This is a genomic window from Glycomyces arizonensis DSM 44726 (assembly GCF_000482705.1).
GTDB classification, from domain to species: Bacteria; Actinomycetota; Actinomycetes; order Mycobacteriales; family Micromonosporaceae; genus Glycomyces; species Glycomyces arizonensis.
Genome location: NZ_AXWO01000019.1, coordinates 18,407 through 37,968 on the forward strand (window position 1 = coordinate 18,407; position 19,562 = coordinate 37,968).

Annotated in this window: 21 protein-coding genes and 1 pseudogene; 6 read left to right on the top strand and 16 right to left on the bottom strand. The window is 69.9% G+C overall.

All coding sequences use genetic code 11. The features are described from left to right. Positions 1–61: 61 nt before the first annotated feature. The 7 genes and pseudogenes from H613_RS32890 to H613_RS0114135 form a co-directional block, all read right to left on the bottom strand. Positions 62–370, bottom strand: a complete 309-nt coding sequence (locus tag H613_RS32890; protein WP_439330249.1) for an RICIN domain-containing protein — start codon at positions 368–370, stop codon at positions 62–64. Further along, positions 356–1,873, bottom strand: a pseudogene (locus H613_RS26570) (glycoside hydrolase family 32 protein); the annotation flags it as partial. The gene H613_RS32890 and the pseudogene H613_RS26570, both read right to left, overlap by 15 nt. Before the next feature lie 161 nt (positions 1,874–2,034). Then, positions 2,035–2,991: a glycoside hydrolase family protein gene (locus tag H613_RS0114115; RefSeq protein ID WP_026924319.1), complete on the bottom strand. Its 957-nt coding sequence runs from the start codon at positions 2,989–2,991 to the stop codon at positions 2,035–2,037. 42 nt (positions 2,992–3,033) lie between these two features. After that, positions 3,034–3,927 carry a carbohydrate ABC transporter permease gene (locus H613_RS0114120; protein ID WP_035738136.1) on the bottom strand — a complete coding sequence of 298 codons (894 nt, stop codon included), beginning with the start codon at positions 3,925–3,927 and terminating at the stop codon, positions 3,034–3,036. A 5-nt stretch (positions 3,928–3,932) separates the two neighbouring features. After that, positions 3,933–4,892, bottom strand: coding sequence for a carbohydrate ABC transporter permease (locus tag H613_RS0114125; RefSeq protein ID WP_051393353.1), 960 nt, complete (start codon positions 4,890–4,892; stop codon positions 3,933–3,935). A 13-nt stretch (positions 4,893–4,905) separates the two neighbouring features. Beyond that, entirely contained in the window at positions 4,906–6,183 is a 1,278-nt protein-coding gene (locus H613_RS0114130; RefSeq protein WP_026924322.1) for an extracellular solute-binding protein, read from the bottom strand. Between the two features lie 33 nt (positions 6,184–6,216). Next, complete coding sequence (locus H613_RS0114135; protein WP_026924323.1) at positions 6,217–7,236, bottom strand: LacI family DNA-binding transcriptional regulator; 1,020 nt, start codon at positions 7,234–7,236, stop codon at positions 6,217–6,219. 348 nt (positions 7,237–7,584) lie between these two features. Between H613_RS0114135 and H613_RS0114140 the strand changes: the two genes are divergently transcribed. From H613_RS0114140 to H613_RS0114160, 5 genes are all read left to right on the top strand, one after another. Then, positions 7,585–8,673: an alpha/beta fold hydrolase gene (locus H613_RS0114140; protein WP_156926030.1), complete on the top strand. Its 1,089-nt coding sequence runs from the start codon at positions 7,585–7,587 to the stop codon at positions 8,671–8,673. Positions 8,674–8,905: 232 nt separating this feature from the next. After that, entirely contained in the window at positions 8,906–9,565 is a 660-nt protein-coding gene (locus H613_RS0114145; protein ID WP_026924325.1) for a hypothetical protein, read from the top strand. Positions 9,566–9,776: 211 nt separating this feature from the next. After that, positions 9,777–10,385 carry a F0F1 ATP synthase subunit B family protein gene (locus H613_RS26575; protein WP_156926031.1) on the top strand — a complete coding sequence of 203 codons (609 nt, stop codon included), beginning with the start codon at positions 9,777–9,779 and terminating at the stop codon, positions 10,383–10,385. Then, positions 10,382–10,951: a phage holin family protein gene (locus H613_RS26580; protein WP_211234828.1), complete on the top strand. Its 570-nt coding sequence runs from the start codon at positions 10,382–10,384 to the stop codon at positions 10,949–10,951. The genes H613_RS26575 and H613_RS26580 overlap by 4 nt, the downstream gene beginning before the upstream one ends. Next, positions 10,861–11,397 (top strand): DUF3618 domain-containing protein, encoded by a 537-nt coding sequence (locus tag H613_RS0114160; protein ID WP_026924326.1) that lies wholly within the window; start codon positions 10,861–10,863, stop codon positions 11,395–11,397. The genes H613_RS26580 and H613_RS0114160 overlap by 91 nt, the downstream gene beginning before the upstream one ends. A gap of 75 nt (positions 11,398–11,472) precedes the next feature. On the opposite strand, the gene H613_RS0114165 is transcribed toward H613_RS0114160, so the two are convergent. Genes H613_RS0114165 through H613_RS0114175 form a run of 3 tightly spaced genes read right to left on the bottom strand, consistent with a single transcriptional unit; the run spans position 11,473 to position 15,105 of the window. Further along, the gene (locus H613_RS0114165) at positions 11,473–13,428 is read right to left on the bottom strand and encodes a hypothetical protein (RefSeq protein ID WP_156926032.1); all 1,956 of its coding nucleotides are present in this window, start codon (positions 13,426–13,428) and stop codon (positions 11,473–11,475) included. 25 nt (positions 13,429–13,453) lie between these two features. Further along, positions 13,454–14,707 (bottom strand): RNA polymerase sigma factor, encoded by a 1,254-nt coding sequence (locus tag H613_RS0114170; protein ID WP_026924328.1) that lies wholly within the window; start codon positions 14,705–14,707, stop codon positions 13,454–13,456. A gap of 5 nt (positions 14,708–14,712) precedes the next feature. Beyond that, complete coding sequence (locus H613_RS0114175; protein WP_026924329.1) at positions 14,713–15,105, bottom strand: YciI family protein; 393 nt, start codon at positions 15,103–15,105, stop codon at positions 14,713–14,715. 184 nt (positions 15,106–15,289) lie between these two features. On the opposite strand from H613_RS0114175, the gene H613_RS0114180 reads away from it, so the two are divergent. Then, positions 15,290–16,117 carry an alpha/beta fold hydrolase gene (locus tag H613_RS0114180; protein ID WP_026924330.1) on the top strand — a complete coding sequence of 276 codons (828 nt, stop codon included), beginning with the start codon at positions 15,290–15,292 and terminating at the stop codon, positions 16,115–16,117. 152 nt (positions 16,118–16,269) lie between these two features. Here H613_RS0114180 and H613_RS0114185 read toward each other — a convergent pair whose 3' ends face one another. The 6 genes from H613_RS0114185 to H613_RS30920 all read right to left on the bottom strand — a co-directional run bounded on the left by H613_RS0114185 (position 16,270) and on the right by H613_RS30920 (position 19,516). Next, a complete protein-coding gene (locus H613_RS0114185) occupies positions 16,270–16,533 on the bottom strand; it encodes a GlsB/YeaQ/YmgE family stress response membrane protein (protein WP_026924331.1) in 264 nt (87 codons plus the stop codon). 296 nt (positions 16,534–16,829) lie between these two features. Then, positions 16,830–17,126: a hypothetical protein gene (locus tag H613_RS0114190; protein WP_026924332.1), complete on the bottom strand. Its 297-nt coding sequence runs from the start codon at positions 17,124–17,126 to the stop codon at positions 16,830–16,832. Next, positions 17,123–17,401 carry a hypothetical protein gene (locus H613_RS0114195; RefSeq protein WP_026924333.1) on the bottom strand — a complete coding sequence of 93 codons (279 nt, stop codon included), beginning with the start codon at positions 17,399–17,401 and terminating at the stop codon, positions 17,123–17,125. The genes H613_RS0114190 and H613_RS0114195 overlap by 4 nt, the downstream gene beginning before the upstream one ends. Next, positions 17,398–17,649: a hypothetical protein gene (locus H613_RS30915; protein ID WP_156926033.1), complete on the bottom strand. Its 252-nt coding sequence runs from the start codon at positions 17,647–17,649 to the stop codon at positions 17,398–17,400. Before H613_RS30915 ends, H613_RS0114195 begins: the two co-directional genes overlap by 4 nt. Before the next feature lie 427 nt (positions 17,650–18,076). Beyond that, positions 18,077–19,042, bottom strand: coding sequence for a hypothetical protein (locus tag H613_RS0114200; protein ID WP_026924334.1), 966 nt, complete (start codon positions 19,040–19,042; stop codon positions 18,077–18,079). Between the two features lie 108 nt (positions 19,043–19,150). After that, positions 19,151–19,516 carry a hypothetical protein gene (locus tag H613_RS30920; RefSeq protein ID WP_156926034.1) on the bottom strand — a complete coding sequence of 122 codons (366 nt, stop codon included), beginning with the start codon at positions 19,514–19,516 and terminating at the stop codon, positions 19,151–19,153. Positions 19,517–19,562: the final 46 nt, after the last annotated feature.

A 19,562-nucleotide genomic window follows, 5' to 3' on the forward strand; every position in this document is an offset into this window, starting at 1 on the left:
GGCTGCTCCGCATGATCGGCGATCATGCGGAGCAGCCCGCCTCGGCCTTCGGGACGAGCGCTCAGGCCGCTTCGATGGTCCACTGCTGGTTGGCGCTGCCGCTGCTGGCGGCCCACTGACCGGCGTTGGCGCCGTTGGCGGTGCGGCCCATGCCGTCGAGGTACAGCCCGGTGGCGCGGTTCTTGATCCGCACGAAAGACCCGCCGTCCTCCACGATCCACTGCTGGTTGGCATGGCCGCTGTCGGCCCACTGCCCGGCGTCCGAGCCGTTGCCGGTGCGGCCCATGCCGTCGAGGTACAGCCCCGTGGCGGCGTTGCGCAGCCTCGCATAGGCGGTCTGGGCCGGATCGACCGGAGCGAACTCGGTGATCGTGACATCGTGGAAGAGCGCCGGGCCGCCGGAGGTGTACAGCGCGAGGCGGTCGTCGGCGTTCTCGGGGAACGTCAGGCTGGAGTGGACATAGCGGCCGTCGTCGACGAACAGCTCCACCGAAAGGTTGTCGACCAGGATGCGCAGCTCCACCTCCCGCCGCGCGGGATCGAAGGGCGTGTGGCTCTCCATCCACTGCCCCGAGGGGTCGGGGTTGCCGGTGAAGGCCCGGTTGAGGTAGGCGAAGTCGTGGTAGACACCGGCGTCGACGTGCCTGGAGCCGTCGTCCGACAGCCGCAGCTGCAGGCCGATGTTGTCCAGCTGGTCCCAGGTGACGCGGGTCTGGACCTGGTAGGCCCGGCCGCGGTAGTCGAGCACTCTCGTGCCGTCGACCGCGATGTCGCCGAGGCTGATCCGGTTGGAGGCCCGGTCGTCCAGGGTTCGGACCGGTCGGGAGACCAGCGCGGACTCGGTGGCGCTGTACCAGTGCAGCGAGACCTCGCGGACGATCGAATCGGTCCCGTTGAACCCGTCCGAGTCCCGCGTCGGCGTGTTGTCCGCGTAGTCCCAGAAGTTCATCCAGCCGATGGCGTGGCGGGTCTTCGGGTCGATCTCGCCGTCTGCCACGCGCTCCCAGGTGACGGCCGCGTACCAGTCCCATCCGTAGTCGAGCCACTTCGGGTCCTGGTGGTCGGGGAAGAAGTTCGAGCCGTTGAAGTCCCCGGTCCAGTAGGCGTAGTTCGCGGGCAGGCCCAGGTGCTTGGCGTTGACGCTCACGCCCAGGACCCAGCGCCCGGGGCCGGTGTCGGAGTCCATCCAGAACAGGTCCGGGCATTCGAAGACGCCCAGGCCGCCCCTGATGAAGCCGTCGACGTACGTCCAGCTCTTGAGGTCGTCGGAATGGTAGAAGCCGACCTTGTCGAACTCGGCGAGGGCCATGACCCACCGGCCGCGCTCCTCGTCCCGGATCACCTTGGGGTCGCGGAAGTCCACGACGCCGGGGTTGGGCAGGACGACCTGGTCGCGGCGGGCGAAGGTGCGGCCGCCGTCGGTCGAGTGGAACAGGAACTGCGCCTGCTTGTGCGGGGCGGGCGCGAAGCGGTCTTCCTGGGTGGCGAGGGCGATGACGGCGCCCGCGCCGTAGCCGGCCGTGTCGTGCTCGTCGACGACCAGGGACCCGGACCAGATCGATCCGTCGGGATTGGTCTCCTTGTGAATGGCGACGCCGAGGTCCTGGAAGTCCACATTGTCATCGGAGGAGGCCAGGCGCCACGAGGTTCCGGTGCCGGGCGCCGGATAGTCCTTGTTGTAGAGGTAGTAGTAGTGCGTCTTCCCGTTGATGAGGATCGGCCGCTGCGGGTCGTTCTTCCAGTGGTCGGGGACGGAGAAGTGGTATACGGGCCTGCGCGACGGCGTCTGGGCGGCCGCCGGGACTCCCACCAGGCATGCGGCACCGCCGACGCCGATGGCTTGGAGCAGCGTCCGTCTCGAAGTCTGTAGCATCATTGCTCCGGATCTACTCTTTCGGAATTGACATATATAAGTGTATTGAGTTAAGGGACGTTAATCCGACGGCGCATCCGAGTTAAATCCGGTTAATTGCCAGGCAGGCCATTCCGATATTTCGGAATGGCCTGCCGTTCGAAAGCGGTGCACGTGCCTCCTCAGGACCGGGCGCCGCGGACCAGTCGCTCGCCGTCCCACCGCACCGGCATCGGGTCGGCCAGTTCGCCGACGAACTCGCCGTCCTCGAAGTTCCGGAACCCGATGAGGTGCGTACGGCCCTCGATGTCGTGCAGGCGAGCGGCGTACAGGCTCTCGTGCTCGAACGGACGGGCCTTGGCGACGTCGAACCCGGCCAGCGGATCGTCGAACGGCAGCACGTAGTTGTCGCCGGTCTCGCCCAGGGCCCTGCGGGCGTCGGAGGCCTCCGCGTCGCCGCAGCAGAACAGCAGCAGCCACTGCCCGTCGACACGGTGGAGCTGGCACACCTCGATCTGGCCGAAGCCGAGCACGTCGGGGCGGCTCAGCGGCGGCAGCACCTCCCAGTGCTCCAGGTCGGACGAGCGGGCATGGCCGACCACGCCGCGCTCGCGGGCCGGCTCGGGACCGGCGACGCGCGCGGTGAACAGCATCCGCCAGCCCTCGCCGCCGGGGTCGGGGAACACCCACGGGTCGCGGCAGGCCTCGTCGAACCAGCCCGAGTCCGGGCCGAACTTCTCGTAGTGCCGCTCGTCGGCCTCGACCAGCGGCCCGGGCAGCCGGCGCCAGGTGACCAGGTCGTCGGACACGGCCGAGCCGATCCGCTGGACCCTGCCCTCCTCGGCGCGGGAGACGCCGGTGTAGAACAGCCGCCACCGGCCCTCTCCGTCGCGCACGACCGAACCGGTCCAGGTGGCCTGGTCGTCCCAGGCGGGGGCGTCGTCGCACACCAGCGCGTCGGGCAGCAGGGTCCATGCGCGCAGGTCGTCGGAGACGGCGTGCCCGATGGAGGCGCGCTGGTGGCGCCGCCCCTCCTCCAGCAGCGCCCTGGAGGCGCGCAGGAAGAAGGCGTGGTGGCGGCCCTCGTCGTCGACGGCGTACCAGGAGTCCCAGACCCAGTGGTCGGCGAGTTTGAGCATCGGTTTCCTTTCAATGCGGGTGTCGGGGTGTCCGGTGGGGGTTCAGTCCTTCATGCCGGCGCTGGCGATGGACTGGATGAAGGCCCTCTGGAAGGCGATGAAGACCGCGACCATCGGGATCGTGATCATCGAGATGTAGGCCATCACCTCGCCCCAGGAGGTGTCGAGCTGGAAGAAGTACTGGACGCCGACCATGACCGGCCGCAGCTCCTCGCTCTGCACGGTCATCAGCGGCCACAGGTAGGCGTTCCAGGTGGCCGGGGAGGTCACCACCGTCAGGATCGTGACGGTGGCGAACACCGGTTTGGACAGCGGCACGATGATCCGCCAGTAGGTGCGCAGCCATCCGGCGCCGTCCATCGCCGCGGCCTCTTCGAGGCCCTTGGGCAGGCTCTTGAAGTACTGGGCGAACAGGAATATCGCGAAGGCGTTGACGACGAACGGGATGATCTGCACGTGGTAGGTGTTGAGCCACCCGACCTCCAGCACCGGCCGGACGCCCTCGAAGCCGATCCACGGCAGGTTCGCCACCAGGTAGACCATCGGGACGATCGTGGTGTCGAAGGGCAGGATGAGCGTGGCGATGATGAAGGCGAAGACCACCGCCCGGCCCTTCCACCGCATCCGCGCCAGCGCGTAGCCGCACAGGGAGTTCACGACCAGGCCGAGGGCGGTGACCATGAAGGTCACGAAGATCGTGTTGCCCAGGAAGCGCCAGAACGGGACCCGGTCGAACACGGCCGCGTAGTTGTCCAGCGAGATGCCGCCGACCGGCAGGAACGCCCTGAACGAGTCCATGTCGGCGAAGATCTGGTGGTCGCTCTTGAGGCTGGCGGCCAGCATGAACACGATCGGGAACAGGAAGAAGACGGCCAGCAGCGTCATCGGCAGGTACGCCCACAGGCGGCGGCGCGGCCGCAGCGTCATTGCGTTCATGGCGGTCAGTCCTTATCGCGGGTCAGGCGGCGCTGGAGCAGTGCCAGGGCGAGCACGATGCAGAAGAAGACCAGCGACAGGGCGGCGCCGTAGCCGATCTGCTGCTGCTGGAAGCCCTTCTGGACGATCTGGTAGACGATGGAGCTGGTCGAGTTCAGCGGCCCGCCGCCGGTCATGATGTCGACCTGGATGAACAGGCTCATCGCGGCGATCGTGATGGTGATGAGCACGAACACGAACGTGGGCTTGAGCAGCGGCAGGGTGATGTACCGGAACCGTTCCCACGGCGTGGTGCCGTCGAGCGCGGACGCCTCGTAGACCTCCTCGGGGATGGTCTGGAGGCCGGCCAGCCAGATCACCATGTGGAAGCCGACGCCCTGCCAGACGCTCATCACCACGATCGCGCCCATCGCCGTCGACGGGTCGGCCAGCCACGCCCGGCCCGCCCAGACGCCGCCGGTGAGCATCGACAGCGCCGAGTTGACCAGGCCGTCCTCCTGGTAGAGGAACCGCCACAGCAGGCTGATGACGACCATCGAGGTGATCACCGGCAGGAAGTAGATCGTGCGGAAGAGGTTCCGCCCGGCGATCTTCTGGTTGACCAGGAGCGCCAGCACCAGGCCGAGCCCGCCCTGGATCGGGACGACCAGCGCCGCGAACAGGAACGTGTTGAGGAGCGAGCGGGTGAACACCGCGTCCTCGGTGAAGGCCCGCCGGAAGTTGTCGAGGCCGACGAACTCCGGCGCGACCGGCGAGACGAGCCGGGCGTTGGTGAAGCTCATGGCCAGCGACACCACTGCCGGTCCGACCACGAACAGCAGCAGCAGGACGACGGCCGGTGTCGCGAAGGCGGCTCCGGCCCGCTGCTCGGAGCGGCTGAAATCGCCGCGGCGCCGCCGCGGTGCCGGTGCGCGGCCGACGGCGGCGGCCTCGGCGGCGACTCGGTCGGTGCTGGCGATGGTCATATGATCGCCCTTCTCAGAACCCGTATCCGGAGTTCGACTCGATGTCGGCGTCGATCTCGGACACGGCCGCGTCCAGGGCCTCGCGGACGTCGCCGCCGTGGATGATGTCGCCGGTGTACTTGGTGAAGACGCTGGAGATGACGGTGTAGGCGGGTGTCTCGGGCCGCAGGACCGCGAATTCGCGCGAGTAGTCGACCATCATCCGCAGGGCGCCGTCGCTCGCGTAGTGCTCGGTCAGCTCGGCCGCCGCGTCGGTGGCGGGGATCAGCCCGGCGGCGTTGGAGAAGTCGGCCACGAACTCGTCGGACAGGGCCGCCTCCAGGAACGTGTTCGCACCGGCCGGGTCGGCGGCGCTGGTGATCGCCCACTGCCAGGAGCCGCCGCCGATCTTGGGTCCGGTGCCGAGGTCGGGCGGGGGCAGGAACAGCACGTCGTCGAACAGGTCCATCGCGGGCAGGGCGCCCCAGTTGCCCATGTAGGCCATCGCGGCCTTGCCCTGGTTGAAGTCCTCGCCGCCGACCGGCGACTCGATGTTCGCGAACCCGCCGGTGAACAGGCCCTGGAACCAGCGCCCCCAGGCGAGGGCGGCCTCGCCGTTGAGGGCGCCCTCGGCGGTCAGGTAGGTGGAGCGGTCGAGCAGGTCGCCGCCGAAGCTCTGGAGGAACGGCGAGTACGCGTAGGGGTACCACTCGCCGATGTCGGCGGTGGAGAGGTCGATCGCCCATTGGTAGTCGGTGTCGGCGGCGATGCGTTCGAGGGCCTCGTCGAACTCCTCGCGGCTCCACGGTTCCTCAATGGTGGGGACGCGGACGCCCGCGGCCTCCAGGACCGACTCGCGCGCGAAGACCGAGCAGGCGGCCTCCCAGTGGCCGATCGAGTACAGCTGGTCCTGGAAGATCCCGAGCGTGGAGGGCAGGAACCTGTCGGTGAGCTCGGCGGGCAGGTCGAGCGGTTGGAGGTTCCCGGCCCAGGCCCAGTTGGGGACGTTGGGGCCGTCGACGGTGAGCAGGTCGGGCAGGTCCCCCGACAGGGCGGCGGCATTCACGGTGTCGTTGTAGGCGTCCTGCGGGAAGGACTCGCGCTCGACGGTGTACTCGTCCTGGCCGCCGTTGAAGGACTCGAGGATCTGGTCGGTGACGGCCAGTTCCTCCTCGTTGCCCGCGCTGTGGGTCCACACCAGCAGCTCGCCGTCGGCCGCGCTCTCGCTTGCGGAGCAGGCGGCCAGGGCCGGGCCGACCAGAGCGGCCCCGCCGGAGGCGGCGGCGAGTTTCATCAGATCGCGTCGTTGCATCGCGGTTCACTCCAAAGGGTTCGGATTGAAGGGTCAGACCGGTGCGACGGAGTCGCGCCGGGAGATCGGGCAGGGCATGAGGTGCCCGGCGGGTTCGGCATCGGGGTCGTCGAGCCGCCGGAGCAGCTCCTCGACCGCCCAGCGCCCCATCGCGTAGTGGGGCAGGGCCGCCGAGGTCAGGGCGGGGGCGAGCTCGGGGGCGATGAGTTCCTGGTCGTCGTAGGAGACGACGGAGAGGTCGTCGGGGATGGACAGCCCGAGCTCGTCGGCGGCGCGGTAGACGCCCATCGCCATGCGGTCGTTGAAGCAGAAGATCGCCGTGGGCCGGTCGAGCCGGGTGAGCAGCCGCATGGCCGTGTCGTAGCCGCCGCGCGTCATCGCCTCGGGGGCCTCGGCCAGCAGCTCGTCCGGGTCGAGGCCGTAGGCGGTGAGGTGCTCGCGCCAGGTGTCGAGGCGGATGCGGCGGGCCTCGACGTCCTCCGCGGTGGTGACGTGGCCGATGCGCCGGTGCCCGGCCGCGGCGAGCTCGGCGAGGACGCCGAGGGTGCCGCCGCGCTCGTCGGGCACGACCGAGGAGGCCGAGCCGTCGGCGCTGCGCGAATCGAGCAGCACGACCGGCGTGGAGCCGATCTCCTCGGGCACGTCGATGACCTGGTGGTACATGGTGGCCATGAGGATGCCGTCGATCTGGCGCTCCTGGAGGGCGGCGATGGCCTCGCCCGTCTCGCTCGGGTCTCCCGTGGTGTCGATCATGAGCAGGAGGAATCCGGCCTTGCGGGCCGCGTCGTGCGCGCCGCGGATCATCTGCCCGGCGAAGGGGGTGGTGGCGACGTCGTCCCCGACGAACCCGATCATGTGGGTGCGTCGCGTTCGCAGGCCGCGGGCGACCGTGTTGGGGCGGTAGCCGAGCTCGGCGGCGGCGGCCCGGACCCGGGCGCGGGTGTCCGCGCCGATGCGCGTGCCACCGGTTCCGTTGAGCGCCATGGAGGCCGTGGCCGTCGAGACTCCGGCGGCCTTGGCCACGTCGGCAAGGCGGGGAGGTCTGGTCACCATTGCCCTACTCCAATCAGTTAATCGATTAACCAGAACATCGTACTCGACGCGGTGCAAGTTAATCGATTAACAAAACCTAGTGCCGGACGGACACGAAAAGGAGTCGCAAATATTTCGATTCCGCAACAACGAGTCGCGCGTTCCATGGCGGCGACGGCGGCACCGGCCCGAGCGAGCCGGGGACGTCGTTCACCGACCCGGTGCCTGCCGCGGTTTCGGGGCCAGACCGGCGGTCGTCCGGGCTTCCGGTCCCGCGAAGTGGATTGCACCGCCCCCGGTATGTCGTGCAACGCGGCCGACGAACGGCAGGCAATGGTGTGCGACACTGCAAGTCGGATGAAGCCCCTCTTGACCTCGACCGATCGGCGCCTGCTGCGGGCCGACCGGATCGTGCGCGCGGGGAGGTGGGCTCGGGCAGGCGGTGCCCGCGCGCTGGCCGCGGTGTCCGGTTGGCCCCATGTCGTCGAGATCGCCACTGGGCTGCACCGGGCGGCGGTGCCGACCACGCCTTCCTCGGTGGTCTGGAGTTCCGGCCCGGCGGCACTGCGGCACTATGCGAGCGGACGGCGCGCCGCCGGTTCGCCGGTCCTCGTGGTGCATTCGCTGGTCACGCGCTCCTGGGTGCTCGACCTGGCGCGCGGGCGCAGCCTCGTCGCCGCGCTGCTCGCGGGCGGCCACGACGTGTACCTGCTCGACTGGGGCGTTCCGGGACCGGCCGAGGCGAGCCGCGGATTCGACGCCTACGTCACGACGCTCATGGCGGCCGAGGAGTCGGTCCGCGAGCACAGCGCCCGGCCCGAGATCCATCTGGTCGGCTACTGCCTGGGCGGAACGTTGGCGATCACCGCGCACGCGGCCCTCGGCGACGCCGGGCTGGCCTCCCTGACCGCCATCGCCCCGCTCGTCGACACCGCGGCGGCGGGCCGCCTGGGCCGCGTCCTCCGTTCGCGCTGGCTGGCACCGGTGCTCACCCTCGATGGTCACGGCCTCGTGCCGGCGCCGCTCATACGGGAGAGCTTCCACTGGCTCCGCCCCGTCGCACTGCGCACCGCCCGCCAGACCTGGCGGCGGCGACGGAAACAGCACTGGCGATCGGTCGCCGGGCCGCTGTCGCGGTGGGTGTGGGAGCAGACGCCCCTCCCCGGTGCGCTGCTGTTCGACCTCGTCGACTACGTCCGCGGCAACGCGCTCAAGGACGGGAGCTGGAGGGTGCTGGGCCGACCGGCACGCCTCGAAAGCCTCGATGTGCCCGTCATGCTCGCCGTCACCGCGGAGGACCACATCGTGCCGCCGTCGGCCAGCCTCGCTCTGGTCGACCGCCTGAGACACCCGCCGCAAGTGGTGCGATGTCCCGGCGGACACGTCGCCATGCTCACCGGCATGACCCTCCACCGCAGGCTCTCGGACTTCCTGGCCGCCGCCGACGCGAAGGAGTGATCTCGTCGAAGACCCGGCGGCGCGGACCTCGCTCCGAGTCGCGTAGCTCATGCCCCGGCTCCGGCGAGCTGCCCGGTCGGCGATCAGACCTGGACGCAAGGAAGTCGCACAATGCCTTCACCTGGGAAAAACAGGTTCCCATGAGCCTCCATGGAGCCGCAGTTCGGCGGTGGTCCGCATCGATGCGGTTCGGGCCGTTCGTCGTTTCCGATGTGCGGGTATGCCGGTGGGGATGAGGTTGCCGGCTCGGGACGAAGCGCCGCGGCGGCAGGCGTGGGCCGAGGAGCTGGCCGGGCGCCTGGACCGGCCGATGAGCGTGCTCGGCGTCATCTTCCTGCTGGTCGTGCTCGGGCAGTCCCTGTCCGAGAGCACGACGCTGACGGTGGTCCTGTCGGTCGCCGCGTGGCTGCTGTGGCTGGTCTTCGCCGGGGAGTACGCGCTGCGGCTCTACGTCGCGCCCGATCGGTGGGCGTTCATGCGCCGCACCTGGTGGCAGCTGGTCTTCCTCATCGTGCCCTTCCTGCGGGTCCTGCGGGCGGCCCAGCTGGCCAGGGCCGCCCGGGCCGGGCGCGTCGCAAGCTCGGCAGTGCGCGGCAGCCGGTCGGCCGGGCAGTTGCTGTCCGGCCGGATCGGCTGGTTGAGCTCGGTCACCCTCATCGTGGTCTTGAGCTCCAGCCAGCTGCTGCAGACCTTCGCGGGCTACACGCGCTATGCCGACGCGCTGCACGACGCGGCGATGGGGACCATCACCGGCGAGCCGCTCGGCGCCGACGGCGATGTCGCCCGGCTCCTCGAAGTGGCGCTGGCGGCCTATTCCGTCGTCGTGTTCGCCGCCCTGGCGGCCGCCCTGGGGTCGTATTTCCTCCACGAGGGCGAGCCGCGCAGCCGGTAGGGGCTTTTGGGCCCCGCGTCCCGGGGACGCGGTCCTTCCGCGGCTGAGCGGACCGTCCCTCTTTTCTCGTGAATTCGCTGTTCATCGCCTTCGTCCGATATCCACAAAGCACTGAGAAGGCGATTGGACGGGCCCTGCGGGGGTACGCCGACGCGAGCACATCAGCACCACTCATCGATGACTCGTCCTGAGACGGGAAGAGGAGGCCAGCATGAGGCCAGCAGATGGGCGCGGCAGCACCGGCGCCGCCGAAGCGACGGCCGACACGGTGCGGCATGAAGGATCGGCCGTGGCGCACACGGCCGCGGGAGAGGCCGGGAACGTCGCCCACACCGCACGCGACGAGGGACGGCAACTGGCCGACCAGGCCAAGACGGAGGCCAAGCACGTCGCCGACGACGCTCGGTCGCAGCTGCACGATGAGGTCTCGCAGCAGTCGCAGAAGGCCACCGATTCGCTGCGTCGACTCGGCGACCAGGTCAGCGCCCTGGCACAGGGCCACCCCGAGGATGCCGGGAAGCTGGGCGACTACGCGCAGTCGGCGGCCGACGAGATCCACCACGCCGCCGGGCGCATGCAGGATCGCGGCTTCGAAGGGCTCATGGACGACACCAAGCGCTTCGCCCGCAGGCGTCCTGGCGCGTTCCTGGGCATCGCCGCCGTCACCGGGTTCGCGATCGGCAGGCTGCTCCGCGGCGGGGCCGAGGCCCGCAAGCACCGGAGCGAAGGCGACCCCGCGACCGGCCGCGAGGCGGCGGACTGGCCGCAACCGCCCGGCGGGTCCATGCCGTCGACCGGTCAGGAGGGCATCAGACCATGATCGATGACACGCAACGTCGGATCCCCGACGTGAACGAGACGCAACGTCCGTTCGCCGACATGGACGACGCACAACGCCGGTTCGCCGACATGAACGAGGCGGCCGACGGACGGCGCTCCCGGGACGACCAGTCCATCGGGCAGCTGCTGAGCGAGGCCGCGGGCGACGTCAGCGAGCTGCTGCGCAAGGAGGTGGAGCTGGCCAAGGTCGAACTGCGCGAGGAGGCGTCGAAGGCGTCGAAGGCCGGGGCCAAGCTCGGCGCGGCGGCCCTCATGGGCCACCTCGCGCTGCTGCTGGGCTCGTTCGCGATCGCGTGGGGCCTGGCCAACGTGATGGACGCCGGATGGGCGTTCCTCATCGTGGCGGTCGTCTACGCGATCGTGGCCGCAGTGCTGTACGTCAACGGCCGCAAACAGCTTCGCAATATCTCACCGATGCCACGGCAGACCGTGGACACGTTGAAGGAGGACGCCTCATGGGCACGCGAGCAGACGAGATCAGATACGACATCGAACGCACGCGAGAGGACCTCGGAGAGACGATCGACGAGGTCAACGACCGAGTGAGCCCGCGGCGGATCGCCGGGCGCGGCAAGGACCGGATGCAGCGGCGGTTCCACGGCGCCAAGGACAAGGTGATGGGCAGCGCGGACGACGGCCGGCACCAGGTCAAGGAGCGGTTCGAGGGCAACCCGCTCGCCGCCGGGCTGATCGCCGTCGGCGCGGGCGCGCTCGTGGCCTCGCTGCTGCCGGGGGACCGGGCCTCTCGCGAGCTCGCCGAACGGGCCGAGCCCATGGTCGACCAGGCCAAGGACGAGGTCAAGCAGGTCGGCAGGGAGATGGGCGAGAACGTCGGCCAGAGCGCCAAGGAATCGGCGCATCATCTGGAGGACCAGGCGAAGGGGTCGGCCGAGCACGTCAAGGACGAGGCGAAGGGGTCGGCCGAACACGTCAAGGACGAGTCGCGGCACGCCTCCGAGAACGTCCGTCACGAGACGCGGCGCCGGATGTGAGGACGCGGCGCCGACCGGACGCTCCGGTACGGCGGGAGGCGGGCCGGGTCCGAAAGGTCCCGGCCTGCCCGCGGTTCAGCGGCGGCGCTTCTTCGGCCGCTTCTTCCTGCGTTTGGCGTGCCTGGCCCTGTCGCGGGCCGCCTCCAGGCCCGCCCTGCGGCGGTCGCCCGGCCCGGCCAGGAGCGGCGCGGCCTCCTCGGCGAACAGGCCGGTCAGCCACCGGTCGGGGTGGCCGCTCTCGGCGATCAGGGCCGCCATCCCCTCCAGGGACTCGGGCGGCAGATCGCCCACGGACGCGGCGTACCCTTCCGGTCCGAGGTGTTCGAGCATCTCGAGGATCTGCTCGGCTATGCCGAGGACCGCTTGTGCCCGTTCGGTTTCGGTGCCCTCCATCAGGACGTTCAGGTCGAGGCGGCCGCGGAGGTTGCCGAGCATCAGCGCGATCGGCGCCAGGCGGCGGTCCTGCCCGGCGCGGTCGAGCAGCTCCGGTCCGACCGCGTCGGCGGCCGCGCCGAGCATGGCGCTCTGGCTGGTGCGGAACGGATTCGCGGCGATCGCCTCCAGCAGCGGGGCCGGGTCGTCGCCGTGCGCGGCGAGCCAGCGGCGGATCTCCTCGACACCGGTGTCCTGCCCGTAGTGCTCGACGACGGACATGAGCATCACCGATGCGGGGCACCCGGTCAGCTCCCCCAGCGCCGGAGCGGCCAGGCCCGCCTCGCGCCGCTTGGTCCACAGCAGGGCTCGGCCCAGATCGGTGAGCCGGACCGAGACCTCAGCGGCCGGATCGGCCAGGCCGACCTCGTCGTCGATCTCCCATTCGCGGTCGGACTCGATCGCGCCGAACCGGTGCAGCGCGGTGAGGACGTGGTCGATGTCCCGGTACAGCGTCAAGGCGACGACCATGCCGCGGAGATCGTCGGGGTCGTCGGTGTCGCCGTAGACCGCGGCGGCGATCCGCCTTCTGATCTCGGCGACCGGCAGATCGATGTCGCAGGCGCTGCCGAGCAGGGCTTCGACCAGGAGCCGCAGGACGGACCCGTCGTCGTCCCGGCGCGCGGCGAACAGGCCCGGCCTCTGGGGCCGCCACAGCGCCTCGGCCTCCCATGCGGCGAGCAGCAGCGCGTACGGATCGCGGGTGAGCCGGGCGTGCTTGGCGACCGGGACGAGGCGCTGCTTGACGCGCCGCGCCAGGCCCGCGCCGAGCACGAGCTCGGTGTGCCAGTGCAGGACCGGCAGGTCCGCGGCGCTGGCGAACGATTCGGTGTCGTCGCCGGTGCCGAGCAGCTCGACCAGGGCGACCGCGTCGGCTTTGCGGAGGTTGCCTTTCTGTGTGATGGCGCGGCCTTCGCCGAGCCAGTCGAGGAAGGCGGTGGCGGCGCGAACCGCTTCGGTCTCGGACGCGAGCGCCGCCGCGCGCCCCGGTGCGGGTACCTCGGCCGCGGGGAGCGGGGGCGTCCGCTGGTTTCGCAGGCGGCGCTCGTGCTGCCGTGCGACGGCGGCGGCCGTCGCTTCGGAGTCGTGCCCGTCGGCCATGAACGCGTTGAGCCGCTCGGCGCCGCCGGGGGTGGCCGGGTCGATCCCGGACGCGAGGGCCGCTTCGGCGACGATGCGCGCCGGGCCCCAGCGGGCGGGCTCGGCGAACGCGGCGGGGAAGTCCTCGGCGCATTCGTCCACGGCCCGTTCGAGTCCGCTCAAGTCCGACCCGTGCGGGTCGAGCGCACCCGCGTGCTCCAGGAACCGCAGCCAGGTGCGCAGCGCCTCCGGGACGTGGGCGTAGTGCTCGATGCCGCCGGTGAAGCGCTCGGGGACGATCTCGGTCAGGAACTCGCGCACCAGCTCCGGAGTCCAGTAGCCGAGCCTGCCGTCGCGGCTGTCGTGGCGGAAGCGGAGGGCCTCGCGCGCGGTGTCCGGGTCGAAGACGGCGCCGTCGGCCCAGGCATCGGCGCGTCTCAGGCGCATCTCGATCGACTGCTCGAACTCATCGGTGTCGCTGCTGTCGTAGAACCACTGCACCAGATCAGTATCGTCCACGCAGGGTCTTCGACCGGAGAGGCCCTCAGCGGAGACGGCCGCCGTCGCCGTTTCCCGGTTCGGGGTCCAGCGCGGCGGCTCTGCGCGAGAGGTAGCGCTGCTCGGGCAGGCTCGTGGTGAGCCGCGCCGCCTCCCGGTAGGCGTCGCGGGCCTCGCCGACGCGGCCCGCCCGCTCCAGCAGGTGCGCCCTGAGCGCGTGCAGCCGGTGGAGCTGGTCCAGCTTCCGCTCCCGCATCAGCGGTTCGAGCATCGCCAGACCGGCCTCGGGCCCCTCGGCCATCGCGACGGCCACGGCGCGGTTCATGGTGACGACGGGCCCGGGCGCGACGGCGTCGAGCATCCGGTAGAGCTCGGCGATCTGCGGCCAGTCGGTGTCGGCGTAGTCGGCCGCCTCGTCGTGGACGGCGGCGATCGCCGCCTGGAGCTGGAACGACCCGACCGGCCCGATAGGCAGCGCCCGCTCCACCAATGCGACGCCTTCGGCGATCATCGCGCCGTCCCACCGGGCGCGGTCCTGCTCGGCCAGCGGTATGAGTTCGCCGCGGGCGTCGGCCCGCGCGCCCGAGCGCGCCTCGGTCAGCAGCATCAGCGCCAGCAGCCCGGCGGTCTCGGTGTCGCTGGGCAGGCGGCGGTGGAGTTCCCGGGCGAGCCGGATCGCCTCCCCGGTCACCGCGACGTCGAGCAGCTCGGGCCCGGCGCTTCGGGCGTACCCCTCGTTGAAGATCAGGTACAGCACCTGCCGCACCGACCGGACCCGCTCGGGCAGGTCGTCCGCGCCGACGTCGCCGAGGCGCGCCCCCGACGCCGCCAGCTTCGCCTTGGCGCGGCTGATCCGCTGGGCCATGGTGGCGACCGGCACGAGGAACGCCGACGCGATCTGCTCGGTGGTCAGCCCGCCGACCGCGCGCAGGGTCAAGGCGATCTGGGAGGCCTCGGGGAGCGCGGGGTGGCAGCACAGCAGCAGCACGTGCAGCGAATCGTCCCGTTCGGCGCCGGGGCGGGGAAGGGGATCGCGTTCGGCGGCGGTCTCCCGGGCGGTCCGGGCCCGGTCGCCGCGCTGGGCGTCGATCAGGCGGCGCGAGGCGGCCCGGATCAGCCAGCCGCGCGGGTTCGCCGGGAGTCCTTCGCGGGGCCAGTGCAGCGCCGCCGCGATCAGCGCTTCTTGGACGGCGTCCTCGCAGCGGTCGAAGTGCCCGTAGCGGCGGACCAGCGCCCCGAGGACGTGCGGCGACTCGCGCCGCCACACCGCCTCAAGGTCGCCGTCCGGGGTCTGGACCATGGTCCCTACTGCTCCTCGCCGCCCGGCCACATCGCCGGCCGCAGCTCGATGGTCTCTCCGGGTCCGGAGAAGACTCGCGCGATCGCTTGGGCGCGTTCGGGGCCGGAGACGTCGATCAGGAAGAACCCGGCCAGGTGCTCCTTGTACTCGGAGTACGGGCCGTCGGTGGCCAGCGGCTCGCCGTCGTGCCAGCGGTAGAGCGTCGACGTGGTCGGGTCGCCGAGGGCCTCCCCGGTGATCAGCTCGCCGTTGTCCCGCATCGCTTCCAGGAGGTTCTCGAACTCGGTGTTCAGCCGTTCCCGCTGCTCGATCGGCAGGGCCTGGTTCTCGGCGATGAAGTCGCCGGTCGGGTGTCCCCAGGGCTGGGGGTTGGAGTGGATCAGAATGACGTATTTCACGGTGGCCTCCTGGCCGTCGTCAGCGGTCCGGACTTTCCGGCCGCTCACCTGAGACGACGGAGCCGCGCCGCGCCGCTCGACATCATCCGTCGCCTCACCGGAAGATTCTGACCGATGATTTTCGGCTCCGCGTCTCGTCTGCATCAGTGCGGCCGCCGGGCTGCCGGATCAGAGGGAGTAACGCATGTCGGAGAACGTCAAGCTCGGGGTCGAGCACTTCGGTGATACCGCGGCGCCCCTCGTGCTGCTCGCGGGCGGCCCGACCATGCTGTCCTGGCCCGATGCGCTCTGCCGGGCGCTGGCGAACGGCGGACGCCACGTCGTGCGCTACGACCTGCGCGACTGCGGCGCCTCCACGACCGTCGACCCCCAGGCGCCCGCCTACACGCTGCGCGACCTCGCCGCCGACGCCGCCGCGCTCGCCCGGGAACTCGACGACCGGCCCGCGCACCTGGCGGGCATCGGCGTCGGGGGCATGATCGCCCAACTCGCCGCGCTCGACCACCCCAAGGCGTTCGCGGCCCTCACGCTGGCCGGGACGCGGCCCGTCGCGCCGGGCCCGGTCGACGCCGACCTGCCCGACCACGACGCCGCGACGATGAAGCGGCGCTTCGCGCTCCCCAAGCCGGACTGGTCCGACCGCGCCGCCGTGGCCCGGTTCGCCGCCGACGGCGCGGCGATCCTCGGCGACGACCCCGATGCGGCACGCGCCAGAGCCGAGCGCATCTTCGACCGCGCCCCGAGCACACGGCCCGCGGTCCAGATGGCCAACCATCTGGGCACGGTCTTCGCCAAGCTCGACTGCAAGCCGCGCTGGCGCGAGCGCCTGCCCGAGCTCGCGATGCCGACACTCGTGGTGCACGGCCGCCGCGACCGGTTCTTCCCGGTCGGCAACGGCGAGGCGCTCGCGCGCGAGATTCCCGGCGCTCGGCTGCTCGTGCTCGAACAGGCCGCGACCGCCCTCCCGGACGTGGCCGCCGACGAGGTCGCCGCGGCGATGCTCGCGCTGTAGGCGGTCGACGATGACGGGGACCGGGCTGCGCGGGCGTTGCCACTGCTCACCGGTCAAATGCCCGTCATAAGGGGCTCGACGACAGCCGCCTATTGGATTCCGTTGCGGCGCAACAGGTCCAATAGGCGGCTGTCTCAGTTCGTGAACACGCCCTAGTGGGCGGTGCTGTGACCGCGGTTCGCGATCGCTTCGGCCACCCCGATCAGCAGCACCGAGACGACGACGGCGGCGATGAAGCCGAAGATGTTGAGCTCCATGATGTCGCCCGTGCCGATCAGGTTCGCGATGGTGCCGCCGATGACCGAGCCGACCAGGCCCAGGATCAGCGTGGCGAGGATGCCGAGATGCTGCTTGCCGGGTTTGATGAGGCGCGCGAGCGCGCCGATGATCAGTCCTGCGACGATGAATCCGATCATGAAGACCTCCTGTGTTCGTCGTGGCCCGATGCCGCGCCGCGACCCGTGCCCTTCCGGCGGCGGGCTCCTCGGGAGGAGCACCGACGGCCGTGCGGGCATCGGCTCACAGCCGGCTCGGACCCACTGCTCGTCGCTATGGAGCGTGCCGCTGACACCGTGTCCGGCCGTGGCGATCTGGTCGAAACCGCCGAACTCGTCATCGTCACCTCCATTGCCGATGTGCGATGACAGAAGTACCCGATCGGACACCGCTCACACTTGAGCCGGTCGCGGTGCGGCGGCGCGGCCACGGACGTTCAGCCGTCGCAGGTGCGGATGATGGAGTCTTTTCGTCTCCAGAGGTCGGTGGCGAAGTCGAGGACGGCGAGGGTGCGGGCGGGGTCGTCGTGGTGGAGCCAGGCGAGGTTGTCGGGTGCGGCGACCAGACGCGGAATGCCGTCAAGGTGGGTGACGCGGCCGATCAGCGAGGGATCGGCGTCGACGAAGGTCACGCGCAGCGAAGGCTGCCGCCAGATCCAGGCGAAGGCCAGATCAAGGCCGTCGACCTCGCGGTAACCGAACACCGGAAGCTTGTCAACGAAGTGCAAGGTCATCCGTCCACCTCCGCCTCATGCTGCGCAGAGTGCAACCAGATCCCCGCGGCCTGCTCCTTGGCAACCCGCCGCAACGCCGGAGACCACTCGGCCCGGTACAGGTGCAGTCGCGAGAACGGCGACCCGATCCGGTTGATGTACCCCAGATCGACGACCGGTTCCGGTTCGATCCGGCGCAGCCGAACGGAAGTGGCGGAACGGCCCGCCACCTGGTAGACCTCGATCCGGCGGTGTTCGAGGTTGAACCGCCCGAGAACGATGCGTTCCGGGTTCATGCCGCACCACCCCACGAGAAGCCGATCAGGTTGGAGAGCACACCGCGAAGCGAAGGGGAGTTGAGGCAGGAGGCGAGGAGCTTCACTGCGGAGCGGCGCTGCGGGCACCCGTGGGCGCCCCATTTGTGGTGGCACCACTCGCAGCGCAGGCGTCCGAAACCGAACCAGGTCCGGTACGGCTGGTGGAGCTCAAGGTCGATTTTGACCGAGGCGGGAACCGGGTCATAGGGTAGGCTCGACTGCACCATGGGAGGTTTCCTCTCTGGTAGGAGGCGGGCCGCCGAACTGGATTGGCGTCTTTGGACGGCGGCCCGCCGTCGGTATTCGATTGGGCGCGATTGATACGCGCGTTTTGAAACCCTTACACATCAACTCCGGAAGTTCAAGCAGCGACACGCCGCCGGTGCGAAAGCGTCTAGTTTCTGGGGCGATCCCACGCCTGATCGACGTTGGAGAGTCGGCGAGATCACACCCGCAACCCCTTGAGCAGTGGGCTCGTTTCACCACTATAGATCAGGACGAGTCGGTCGCGCGCCCTTGTCGCCGTGACGACCAGCAGCGAGCGCGACTGCCGCCCTTCCGTTTCCACGGTCAAGTTGCCGCTGTCACCCCGATGTGCTCAGGCACGTGGCGAATCCCTTCAGTGCCAGATGATCGGATTCAGTCCATAATCGCCTAAGAGTCGAGGCCGATGGTCTCGATAATGGACAAGGTCGCCGGATCGTCGCTTGCGGTGATGGCGCTGACGAGGTCGCCGTCGCCGATCTGGCGGCGGCCGTCCCGCGCCGCGATGGCCTCGGCCTCTTCGAAGAACGCGAAGGCCGGATCGCCTATGCGGAGATCTCCGTGAAAGCGTTGCCAGAACTTGCCGCCGTAAATCGACGCCCGTGGTTCGGGTGCGGCCGGTCCTTTGAGGCGGTCCGCCTCGATCCCCTTGCCGAGCAGTGAGAGACCTGCTCCCAGCGCGGGGGCGAACCGCTCGGCGACCACGCCGCCGACAAGCCTGAGCTGAGAGGCGGCCGAGACCACCGCAGCGAGCACGTGGACCGGCATGACCGTTCTGTCGCCGTTGCGGACGGCCTGGCGAATGGACTCCAGCTGCAACAGGTAGGCGACCGGACCGAACCGGCGAATCTCGCGGCGCGCAAGCCGAGCCGTGCCCGAGAGCGCGCCGGTGACCGCACCGGGCACCTCCCACTCGACCACGCCGAGCACCTTGGCCATATCCACGAACGGCACCCACGGCGACGACGGCCCGATCGGAACGGGAAACGCCTCGTCCGCCGTACGTTCGCGAGGCGTCAGCACCTCAAAGGCGAAAGCGATGTTCATGCAGTAATGCCAGGAGACGACAGTGTCGTCCAGCGCTTCCGCGTTCAAGGAGGCGAGGGAGAGCAGTATCCGCACGTCCGGCGCCCACGTGTCCGCACGGCGCGCGGCCGCATCGCCTTTGCGCCGCGCCCTCCACGCGGCCTCGTTCAACGACTGCGACACTCGCCGAGCAGTGCGGCGATCGACCGGAGGCAGGTTCGCCTCGGGAATGTACTGGCGGAGGTCTTTGCCGCGCAGACGCGCATCGATGTCGCAGGAACCGGGGGCGAGCTCATCCCGCACGCGGTGATCGCGGACGATCTGCCACACCAGGTCCCACCGCGCACCGGGAGGCCCTGCGACCGAAGCGCCCGCCTCCAGGTTTCCGAGAGAGCGAGCATGAGGCTCCCATCGAGCCCCACACCACGCCCCTCTCGCTCATCGGCTCTTCCACCGTTCCCGAATGCTCTCCTGAACTCCGAAACACGCGACGATCACTGAATCCTCCGGGCTCAGGAAGAGTTGGAAATAGTATCCTCCCCGAGGTCGGTCATCGACGTATCCGATCCGCAGCCGGTCTTCCGGGAAACTCCTGATGCTTTCGATCGCTTCAGCGAATCCGACCGATGGCTGACCGTTCTTGGAAAGCAACCGCAGCCGCCGCGAATAGATCGTCAAGATCTCCGATTTGGCCACAGCTCTCGGCCAAATCTCGAAATCATCACCGTCCTCAATTGCCCGCCTGGCCTGCTCTTCGATGCCGGACGATCCGTTCAGAGCATTCAGCAGATCGTTGCGCTCCATTCCACCAATACCTACTATTGCATCATCGAATCCTGGTGCGTCCTGC

What these genes read in the sequence shown, in the direction of transcription:
- H613_RS0114195 (WP_026924333.1), bottom strand. Translation starts at nt 17,401, where the DNA reads ATGAACCCGGAACGCATCGTTCTCGGGCGGTTCAACCTCGAACACCGC.
- H613_RS0114185 (WP_026924331.1), bottom strand. Translation starts at nt 16,533, where the DNA reads ATGATCGGATTCATCGTCGCAGGACTGATCATCGGCGCGCTCGCGCGC.
- H613_RS30920 (WP_156926034.1), bottom strand. Translation starts at nt 19,516, where the DNA reads ATGGAGCGCAACGATCTGCTGAATGCTCTGAACGGATCGTCCGGCATC.
- H613_RS30915 (WP_156926033.1), bottom strand. Translation starts at nt 17,649, where the DNA reads ATGGTGCAGTCGAGCCTACCCTATGACCCGGTTCCCGCCTCGGTCAAA.
- H613_RS0114115 (WP_026924319.1), bottom strand. Translation starts at nt 2,991, where the DNA reads ATGCTCAAACTCGCCGACCACTGGGTCTGGGACTCCTGGTACGCCGTC.
- H613_RS0114160 (WP_026924326.1), top strand. Translation starts at nt 10,861, where the DNA reads ATGGGCACGCGAGCAGACGAGATCAGATACGACATCGAACGCACGCGA.
- H613_RS26575 (WP_156926031.1), top strand. Translation starts at nt 9,777, where the DNA reads ATGAGGCCAGCAGATGGGCGCGGCAGCACCGGCGCCGCCGAAGCGACG.
- H613_RS0114135 (WP_026924323.1), bottom strand. Translation starts at nt 7,236, where the DNA reads ATGGTGACCAGACCTCCCCGCCTTGCCGACGTGGCCAAGGCCGCCGGA.
- H613_RS26580 (WP_211234828.1), top strand. Translation starts at nt 10,382, where the DNA reads ATGATCGATGACACGCAACGTCGGATCCCCGACGTGAACGAGACGCAA.
- H613_RS0114130 (WP_026924322.1), bottom strand. Translation starts at nt 6,183, where the DNA reads ATGCAACGACGCGATCTGATGAAACTCGCCGCCGCCTCCGGCGGGGCC.
- H613_RS0114180 (WP_026924330.1), top strand. Translation starts at nt 15,290, where the DNA reads ATGTCGGAGAACGTCAAGCTCGGGGTCGAGCACTTCGGTGATACCGCG.
- H613_RS0114170 (WP_026924328.1), bottom strand. Translation starts at nt 14,707, where the DNA reads ATGGTCCAGACCCCGGACGGCGACCTTGAGGCGGTGTGGCGGCGCGAG.
- H613_RS0114190 (WP_026924332.1), bottom strand. Translation starts at nt 17,126, where the DNA reads ATGACCTTGCACTTCGTTGACAAGCTTCCGGTGTTCGGTTACCGCGAG.
- H613_RS0114145 (WP_026924325.1), top strand. Translation starts at nt 8,906, where the DNA reads ATGAGGTTGCCGGCTCGGGACGAAGCGCCGCGGCGGCAGGCGTGGGCC.
- H613_RS0114125 (WP_051393353.1), bottom strand. Translation starts at nt 4,892, where the DNA reads ATGACCATCGCCAGCACCGACCGAGTCGCCGCCGAGGCCGCCGCCGTC.
- H613_RS0114120 (WP_035738136.1), bottom strand. Translation starts at nt 3,927, where the DNA reads ATGAACGCAATGACGCTGCGGCCGCGCCGCCGCCTGTGGGCGTACCTG.